General features: G+C 61.4%; 4 protein-coding genes and 1 pseudogene. All 5 read right to left on the reverse strand.

The genetic code is table 11. The features are described 5' to 3' along the window. Positions 1-766: pseudogene (locus AB4Z11_RS15785) on the reverse strand (alpha-xylosidase); the annotation flags it as partial. Between the two features lie 35 nt (positions 767-801). Next, a complete protein-coding gene (locus AB4Z11_RS15790; RefSeq protein WP_442026198.1) occupies positions 802-2,451 on the reverse strand; it encodes a GH35 family beta-galactosidase in 1,650 nt (549 codons plus the stop codon). Between the two features lie 12 nt (positions 2,452-2,463). After that, a complete protein-coding gene (locus AB4Z11_RS15795; RefSeq protein ID WP_442026201.1) occupies positions 2,464-3,015 on the reverse strand; it encodes a TonB-dependent receptor domain-containing protein in 552 nt (183 codons plus the stop codon). Continuing rightward, on the reverse strand, positions 2,901-5,534 hold the full coding sequence (locus AB4Z11_RS15800; protein WP_442026199.1) for a TonB-dependent receptor: 2,634 nt from the start codon (positions 5,532-5,534) through the stop codon (positions 2,901-2,903). The genes AB4Z11_RS15795 and AB4Z11_RS15800 overlap by 115 nt, the downstream gene beginning before the upstream one ends. Positions 5,535-5,700: 166 nt before the next feature. Further along, positions 5,701-7,885: exo-alpha-sialidase (locus AB4Z11_RS15805; RefSeq protein ID WP_442026200.1), on the reverse strand; the 2,185-nt coding region annotated here is incomplete at its 5' end.

The following is a 7,885-nucleotide window of genomic DNA, read 5'->3' on the forward strand; positions in this document are numbered from 1 at the left end:
GCCCCAGTTCCCTGGGCCAGTTCTCGGCCACATCCTTCAGGTACTGGTAAGCGATATCGTCTTCCTTGCGGGTCAGCGCCAGCTTGCCGCCAACGTAGTAGCGCGCCGTCATGTCCAGCTTCAGGTCGCGCTTCATCGGTCCGTATGCGCGGGGATTGCCGAAACGGGAAATGGCGTTGTTGTCCCACAGGACGCCGTAATTCTTGTCCGAGATCACGAAGGGCACGGCGACATCCATATTGTGCTGGGCCAGCAGCACGTCTTCGCCGTTCAGGTTCATCTGGGCGTTCTGGTGCTGGCCCAGGCCGTAGAAGGCGTCCTTCGTGCCGTGATTGAAGCCTTCCGTGATCGTCACGAAGGGTTTGCCCTGGACGTCGATTGGCCTCATCGATTCCGACGCCTGGCTGAGGAACGGTGTGCCGCCGGCGTCCGAGAACTGCACGCTTCCCGTCGCCAGGGAAACCGCTGCGGCGATCTTGTTGGCCTTGAGCGTGACAGTGTCGCCGCTGCGGTTGACCGTAAAGGCACAGGTGCATGGTTTGGCGATGGTCATCAGCGATGGTGTCAACGCCTTGCCGCTGGCGTCCAGTTTGAGCACGTGGATGATGTTATCGTCCATCAGTTCCAGGCGAACCTCCTTTGCCGCGCCGGTGTCAGGCTTGACGACGATGCCATTGGCCGTTTGCTCGAAGGTGCCTGCAAAGGCATTGCCGCTGGCGGCCAGGGCGATCACCACGCCCGCAGCCTGCATCGCTTGAAAACGCATTGTCTCTCCTTTTTTCCCCTGGGGTCAGGGTTTGCTTAATAAGTGCCCAGCCGGACTTTCAGCACGACAGGCCTGGCTGGCAGGTTCAGGCCGTAGTCGGTCTGGTCGCCGTTCCAGTTGCGCTCCATGACCCATTTGCCCGACGCATCGAAACTGCCCTCTTCCACCCGGGCGTACATGCTGCTCTTCCCTTCGTTGGGGCCGGAACCACTGATCTTTACGCGCGCATGCTGGCCGGCGATAATGAATTCGCTGTCCCCGATCTGCGCAATGGCAGCGCCGCCGTTGGGCGCATCCGTACCGGGCGGCAGGTCCTTCATGTCCGGCCAGAAGTGCTTCTCGCCCATCTGCCATTCGCGGAAGGAAACCGTGGCCTTCCAGCCCTTCATTTCGATAGTTTGCGGCGTACGCTCTTCGCTTTCTGACACGCCGTAGGTACGGCCCTCGAACGCCCACTTCGCCCACTGCCGCTGCATCGGCGCAAACACCTTGTAGACCGCGGCGAATGGCGCCACCATGGCCTTGTCCTTCAGCTTCGAGYCGAGCGGGAAATTGCTGTAGTCCGCATAGTCCAGACCAAATGGTGAATAGCCCAGCGCACCACGGCCGATGATCAGCCAGGCGTAACGCGCATAGCCTTCAGCATTGCCGATCTCCGGCACCATTAGCGGATTGTCGGCGCGCTGGAACTTGTCCAGCGTTGCAGTGACCTTGGCCCACTCCGGCGAGTAGATATCCGGTGCGGCGAATTCGATGTGCGGCGCGGCGGCCTTGTAGATGTCGATCACGTCGAAAGTCGGGCCGCCGCTGCCGAAATTGTTCTTCCACGGCGCCATTGGCTCCAGCGGATCGCGCAGCGCATTGTTGACGTACATCGGCAAGTCGTACACGGCGCGGCCCGCCTTGGCGATTTCCTCGATATAGCTGGCAATGGCCCAGGCGTGGAAGTATTCCTCCGCATACGGACCATAGACTTCGGACCAGCTGCCGGAAGCCGCGCCGGGCACCGGCGGCTGCTTGTGCGCCAGAACGGATGCAGGCACCGGCTGCGCAAACGCCGCCTGCGCGCGGGCGCCGTAATCGCGCACCAGACCGTAAGTCCCGACCTCGTTCTCGACCTGCACCATGATCACGGTACGGTCTCTTTCATCGATCTGCCTGATATGCTTCATCAACTCGACGAAGGCCTTGCGATCCGCTTTCAACGTCTCTTCGCCGAACGGCGACAGGCAGTAGAAGACCTTGCCGTCCTTGTCCAGCATGCGCGGGAAGCGCTGGTTATTGAACTTCACCCATTCCGGCGAATAGCTGGCGTTGGTGTTCTTCCAGGTGCCGAACCACAACAGCACAAGGCGCACCTTGTTCTGGCGCGCCTCTTTGACCAGGGTATCGACAAAGCTGAAATCGAAATGGCCTTCGGTGGGCTCGACCTGCTCCCACGCGACGGGCACTTCGACCGTATTGGCTCCTGCATCCCTGATGGCGGCCCACAGCGGCTTCAACGCCGCCGGGTAGTTGCTGGAATTGTGTGCCTGCCCGCCCAGCATCAGGAAAGGCGCGCCATCGACCATCAGGGCGTGGCGGCCATCCTTCGATACCAGGCGCGGTATCTCGGCAGCCAGGCCGCTCGCGGCCAGGCTTGCCATGCACAGAAAGACCAGGGTACGTTTGAAGGATCGCTTCATGCACCCCACTCCTTAGAACGAATAACGCATCTTCACGGCGTAGCGCGGACCGGAAGCGAACCACGCACGGCCCATCAAGCCGGTGTGCTGCTGCATCAGCTGACGGTATGTGGAATCGGTCAGATTGGTGCCTTCGAAGCCCAGGGACAGACGCTCGTTCACCTGATAGAACACGGATGCATCCAGCGTACCGTAGGAGTCCGCCCAGGTTGGCAGCGCCCAGCGTACTGTGTGCTGGCCGAAGGTCGGGCTGGCCGGATTGGTATCGGTCGCGTCGCCGCCGTTGGTGCCGTTCACGTTCACAGCCTGCAGATTTTTCGAGCGCCAGCTGTAGGCCATGCGTGCCGACCATGGGCCTTTGTCGTACAACAGCGCCAGGTTGTAAGCATTCTTGGACAGCAGCGGCAGCGGCAGACCGTCGAAGGTCTGGCCATTGGTGTCGCAGCCGTTCATATTGGTGTTGGCATTGGCCGTCTGGCTGGAACCGTTGCAATAGGCCGAGAACACAGGGCTGTACAGCTTTTGCTTGCTGTCGACGTAGGTGTAGTTCGCCTGGAAGCCGATGCCGGAGAACCAGCCGGGAGGCGGTCGAAATACTGCTGGTAGGCGATCTCGATACCGCGTGCATGGCCCTTGGCGCCATTGACAGGACCTGCCACCGAGAAGTTCTGCGGGTTGCCGTTCACGTCCGGAATCTGGAAATTGTAGATCTGGTTGATGATCACATCGCGCAGCTGCTTGTTAAACAGCGCCACCGTCACCGAACCAGCCTTCGCGAAATACCATTCAGCCGTTACGTCAGTCTGGTTGGACTTGATTGGCTTCAGATTCGGATTACCCTGCCCGTCGCCAGACTGGTTCACGCTGTTGATATGGGTCGTGGTGCCGGTATTGGTGATGTCCGCAGTCTGCGACAGCGTGGTGTAGGCCTGCAACTGCGAGAAGTCCGGACGCGACATGGCGCCGGAGAAGCCGAACCGGAACTGCAGGTCATCGCGCACTTTCATGCGCAGGTTCAAGCTTGGCAGCACATTGTGGTAGCTGTTCTCGAAGTCCTGCGGGGCCTTGAACGCCGGGATATTCGCAAACGTCTGACCGGTCACCGAATTACCCGATGGGACATTGATGCTCGGCGTGAAGACGGTATAGCCGTGCGCCGTCATGTCGGTCTTCACATAACGCACACCGAGGTTACCGTCGATCGGGAAGCGCAGATTGTCGAAGCCGAAGCGCACCTGCGTGTAGAACGCCTTGGTCTTCTCGCTCTGGTCATTGGTACCGGCCGGATCGGTGCCGAACGTAGCAGGAGTCCATGGCGCGCAGCCGGACGAATCGCCGCCGTGGGCCTCAGCGCAGAGGATGTCGTGATACTTGTGCAGGGCCGCGTAGCTGCTGGGGTAGCCGGTTGCAAGCGCCACGTTCGGGAACACCAGCGTCGGCACCTGCGTGTTGTTGTTGAAGAAGTTGTTGAACGTGTGGAGTTCGGTGTTGTTGGCGAAGCGCGGATCACCCAGCGACGCCAGCTTGCTGATGTCCCAGCCCAGCTGCCAGGTCTGCGAAATCGGCGACCAGTTGTAGCTTGGGTTGGAATTCATCGTTACCGAATCCTTGTCGGTCAGACGCACGCCGAAACGGATGTCGCGCAGGAAGGGATGATCCTCGAAGTCGTAGATCGCATCGCCTTTCCATGCCTTGCCGGTAGCCTTGGAGCGGTCCATATGCTCCATGGTGAAGGCCCAGTAGTAGTTCTTCGGATCGGCCAGGAAGGCAGTATCCGCCTGGTCGAAAATCAGGCGCGGAACGTCGCCGCTCAGGTCGACCTTCTCCTTCGCCATCTGCACGCCGGTGGCTACTGTGGAGTCGAAGCTGTTGGTCTTGGCCTTGATGTACTGAAGGTCGGACTTCAGCGTCCAGCGGTCGGCCGGACGCCAGGTGATATTCCAGCCGATATCGGTGGTGTCTGATTTGCGGTTGGCGGTACGGGTATCGCCGCCGAAGTTGATGCCGCCGTCGGCCGGGTCGGTCAGGGTGCCCGTCAGCAGATTGCCGTTCGGGCCATAGGTCGCGTCGGAACTGACCTTGATGTTGTAGGGGCTGGCCTGCGAGAAAATGGCGCGCTCATCCCACTGCATTTCATACTTCGACTTGAAGAAGGTCAGGTGCGATTTGAGGGTGGAGTCCTTCTGCCATTGCAGGGCGCCGTAGTAGCCCTGGCGCTTGCGGTCGAAGTCCAGCGTACGCCATTGCGAGCCTTTCGGCACCCACACGGTCTTGCCTGCGACAACGTCGTCACGCGGGTAGTAAGGCTCGACCTGGAAGGCGTCGGTGCGCACCTGGCTGCGCGAGTAAGCGAGATCGATCATCGCGCCAATTTCGCCGACTGGCGTCTTCCAGCGGTTGGATGCCATCACCGAACCGCCGGGCGAGTTCTTGCCACCCAGCGCATTGTGAGTGGAATCCAGGCTGAACGCCACTTTCGAACCCTTGAAGTCGAATGGCAGCGCGGTACGCAGGTTGACCAGGCCACCCACTGCGCCTTCGATCTGTTCTGCGGAAGGATTTTTGTACACGTCCACGCCGGCCATCAGCTCAGGCGGAACGTCTTCGAAATTCAGCGAACGGCCACCGTTGGCGGAGAAGGAATCGCGGCCATTCAGTTCGGAGCGCACATAGGTCAGGCCGCGCACCGTTACGCCGGAGCCTTCGACCGAGTAGTGTTCCGGATCGCCTTTGGCCATGGTGCGGTCGATCGACACGCCGACCACACGCTGCAGCACTTCCGTCACGGAGCGGTCCGGCAGCTTGCCGATATCGTCCGCCACGATAGAGTCCACGATTTCGTCGGAATTGCGTTTGATGTTTTGCGCGGACTGCAGTGCGGCGCGCTGGCCGGTGACCACAATCACCGAGGCATCAGCCGGCGTGGCGGATGGCGCGGCCACTGCTGCCGGTGCGGGTACGGGCATTGGGTTGGCGGCCGGAGCCGGATTGCTGTCCTGGGCGCTGGCAGCCTGCGCTGCCATAAAAGCAATCTGGGCCACGGCCAATGCGATTGCGGTCTTCTTGAACGGATACGGGCTCACTCTCTTGTCTCCTCGCTGTCGTTGATTGCGTGTTGCATCACGCTATGCTGCTAGTTTGCTTGGCACATTTCGTTATCGCAATTATGAAAATCACCAAGTGCGAAAACGTTTTCAAAGAATTGCTAAAAAGAACCGCTTGAAGCGGTCGTTGCTGCTTAGTTCCTGCTTAGTTGGCGCTGTCCTGCGGATGGCCGTAAACGATGCCCCGGCCGGCCGTGCTCATGTAGACCCAGCCGTATCGATTCATGTCGCCGACAATGAACTGGCCATCGCCGGGGCCGCCGTACTGATGGGCGTCGTCATTGATGCGGGTCCAGCTCGCACCGCCATCAAGCGAGCGGTGCACACCACGCACGCCGCCGACGCTGCCCCAGATRTAGATCGCCGGATAGCTGGCGCCGGGCGCCGCTTTGCCGAAACCGACCGCCGCGCAGAATTRCACATTGAGGAGTGGCGCAAATGACACACCCGCGTCCACCGAATGCGCCAGGCCGCCGTCGTGCAGAGGCAACCACAAATCCCCCGCCCTGCCCGGCACTGCGCGCAGCACGCCGGATGCGCTGGCTGAAAGCGCTGCTCTGGGCTCAAATTTGACACCGCCGTCGGTACTCGCCAATAGTGTGCCGTTGTTGTATGCGTAAAACAGTTGCGGATTTTCCGCGTCCGCAACGGGCCGCAAATTGGAAGTGCGCAGGCCGCGCACTTCAGTCCAGGTGGCGCCGGAGTCGGCCGAACGGTAGGTCAACGCGCTGCCACGTGGACTGTGCAGAATCACTTTGCCGTCCGCCGACAGGGCGACCTGCCCCTGCTGTCCCTTGAGTGAAGCTGTCGTGCTCCAGCGCGCGCCGCCGTCCGCGGTGAGATACATGGCCGAACCAACGCGCACCATGGCGGCGGGTTGGCGGCCCGCGACTGCCAGACCAAACGTGGTGCCCATTTCCGGCTGGTGAATGGGCGCATACTGCGCAGGATCGGCATGCAGGAAGCCGTCGTAGTCACCGATCGCCGACACCAGCGGCCTGCCCGGCGCGCTGACGGCATTCAGGGGCACGGTTTCCTCAAGCCCGCGCACATGGAAGGCCCACACCGCCGGCGTCGCATCGATATCCGCCGTATGGAAGATGCCATTGCCGGAAGTGACCCAGGCCGCTTTGGGATCGAACGGGTCGAACTCCACCACGCTGGCCCAGTGAATTGCGTGCCCTTTCAGCCACGAGACGCCGGACAAGTCCTTGGCAAAGCCACGCGCAATCACATCGCTCCAGCTGGCGCCACTATCCGTCGAGACAAAGATACGATCTCCTTTGGCATCACACTGCGGCAGATAGGTGCTGATGGTGGAAGCCACCAGGCGCTGCGGACGGCTGGGATCGACGCTGATACCGCTGAACGGTGCGGTGACGCCAGCGGGCGTGACCTCCTTCCAGCTGCCATCGGCGATGGCGTATTGCCAGATCTGTCCCCGATCCATCGGTTCCGGCTGTTTGTTATTGGGGTGCGGACCGGCGCCGTTGGCATAAGTGATGTAGAGCTTTCCCTGGCCGTCCAGCGCCGCCCGTTGCGGCATCAGAGCGGACGGTGCGCCAGCCACGGGGGCAAACGTGGCGCCGCCATCATCGCTGCGGTAGAAGCTGGGACCCAGCGCGCCGTAGCGCGACACACCGACATACAAACGCTGGGCGAGGCCATGCACTATGCTCGCAGGGTCCGGAATGACGAAACTGATGCCCGCGCCATTGGGCGTTGTGCTGACATCCAGGCCAGGCATATGGCGCCAGCTGGCGCCTGCGTCGCTGCTGCGGAACAGGCCATTCCAGCGCGTTCCCACGTACAGAACATTGCCGTTGCCGGGATCGACTGCCAGCCGTTCGCCGTTATTGCGGCCCATGCCGTTACCATGGGTCTTGAACAGATTCGTTACCTCGGTGATGGCGAAAGTCTTGCCGTAATCCTTCGAACGCAGGATCGCCGTGCGCCCGCCATTCAGGTAGCTGATACCGGCCAGCAGATAGACCTTGCCGGCATCATGTGGATCAATCGCGAGCGAGTCGACGCCGAGCAGGCCTGTGTCGGCATCCGACAGCCAATCGAGCAAGGGCACCCAGCGCGATGCGGTCTTGTCCCAGCGGTAAGCGCCGCCCACATCGGTGCGCGCATACACCACGCCTGCCTCGCTATGGCTGGGAATGATGGCCGAGACAAAGCCGCCGCCGCCAATGGCGACGCTGTCCCAGACATAGGGCTCGGCGGAGGCGGCACAAGCCGCCAGCGCTGCTGCCAGCGCGGTCAGATATCGCACCAGTTTCATGCTTAGTTCGCCAGCAGCTTGCTCAGTTCCGGCGCCATGGCCC

Origin of the sequence: Pseudoduganella sp. RAF53_2, assembly GCF_052113985.1 — a bacterium.
Classification (GTDB): Bacteria; Pseudomonadota; Gammaproteobacteria; order Burkholderiales; family Burkholderiaceae_D; genus Rugamonas.